Annotated in this window: 1 protein-coding gene and 1 pseudogene; both read left to right on the top strand. The window is 40.5% G+C overall.

What is annotated here, in order from left to right; all coding sequences use genetic code 11:
- A partial coding sequence (locus tag MD535_RS25490; RefSeq protein WP_265678080.1) for an IS110 family RNA-guided transposase occupies positions 1-1,016 on the top strand: 1,016 nt, incomplete at its 5' end.
- Positions 1,017-1,273: 257 nt separating this feature from the next.
- A pseudogene (locus tag MD535_RS25485) lies at positions 1,274-1,468 on the top strand (DUF2913 family protein); the annotation flags it as partial.
- Positions 1,469-1,472: the final 4 nt, after the last annotated feature.

The raw sequence follows: 1,472 nt of genomic DNA, 5'->3' as shown, positions 1-1,472 counted from the left end.
GCGTAGAACCCCATTTAGCGAAAACAACGCTACAAGTATGCCATATCAGTAAAGACGGTGAGCTTCTTTCAAATAAGGCAATGAGTCGCCAACGAACCAGCGAGTTTTTAATTAAATCTGAGCCCTCTATCGTAGCAATGGAAGGCTGCTGTGGCTGTCATTATTGGGGACGAGTGGCTGAAGAATATGGGCATGATGTTCGTATAATTAACCCCAAGAAAGTCAAATGCTATTTAGAAGGTCATAAGACCGACAACAATGATGCACTTGCCATTGCTAATGCAGCTCTACAAATTGGCTTAAAATATAGCAAACCAAAATCAATCGAGCGCCAATCTCTGCAATCGTTAGAAAACAGTCGACGATTTTTAACTCGTAGTAAAGCAAATTTAGGTCTACACATACGAGGGGTTTTATTAGGCTATGGTATTGTTCACCCTAAAGGTGAAAAAGGGTTGAGAAGAGCAGTATTAGAAACGATAGAGAACAATATACTTCCAGTTCCACTTCTAAAAATGATTGGCCTCTTGTGGGAGCAATACCGAGAATTAAAGCAAGAAATCAGCAAAATCGACGTCGAGCTCGATGGATTAATTATCAATATAGAAGAATGTAAAAGGTTAACAAAACTGGAAGGTGTTGGTACATCATCCGCAGTATCACTGTATATAGCATTAGGTTCTGGTGAACAATTTCAAAATGGTCGACAAGCGTCAGCTTTTGTTGGGCTAACGCCAAAGCAGCATTCTTCCGGTGGTAAAGCTAAAATGGTAGGTATTGATAAGAATGGTGGAGTTAAGGATCTTAGATCACTGCTCTACTTAGGAGCTATGTCATACATTTCTCGGCTTAGCAGAAGCAAACCTAAGACCAGAAAAGATGAATGGATACTGGCGACTCTACAGAGAGTCGGCTACAAGAAGACCTGTATTGCACTCGCCAATAAAACCGTACGAACAGCCTGGGCTATATTAAAACATAACACGAAGTATCAACCTGAATTTCTAACAGCTTAATAGCTCAAAATATTCTATGAAGATGAAAATCTAAAAGGTAAGACCAACCTACTGAGAACCTGTTAAGAACCAAAGCATTAGAGGCTATCGTACTGTTGAGGACAGTAGGTGCGAACACATCAAAGATCATAGGATAGCTTCCTTTAAAAAGATCGAATATACGTACGCATCTTAATTTTTAGTAAATTTATCTTTGTAAAATAGTGGATTCCATATAGGTTCTTAGGAGGGTGATACTTGGCAACAAGTATCACCTATCCGACCACATCGAACACTGCTTTGACCATGATGATTCACAAGTGGCACCGTTATCAATGCTTATCCAGTTAGAGCGCGCCCCAGAGCTCATTGACGTAATCAACCGCCATGGCTGGTTCATCGCCGAAATGAAAGAATGGAATAGTGACACGTTCCAAGCCCACCTACTTCTCCACCCTGTAACCAAACACTAAAAAA

The organism is Vibrio qingdaonensis (assembly GCF_026191675.1).
Lineage (GTDB): Bacteria > Pseudomonadota > Gammaproteobacteria > Enterobacterales > Vibrionaceae > Vibrio > Vibrio qingdaonensis.
Note: the sequence above shows the minus strand (reverse complement) of the source record. Positions and strands in the feature narration are given on the sequence as shown.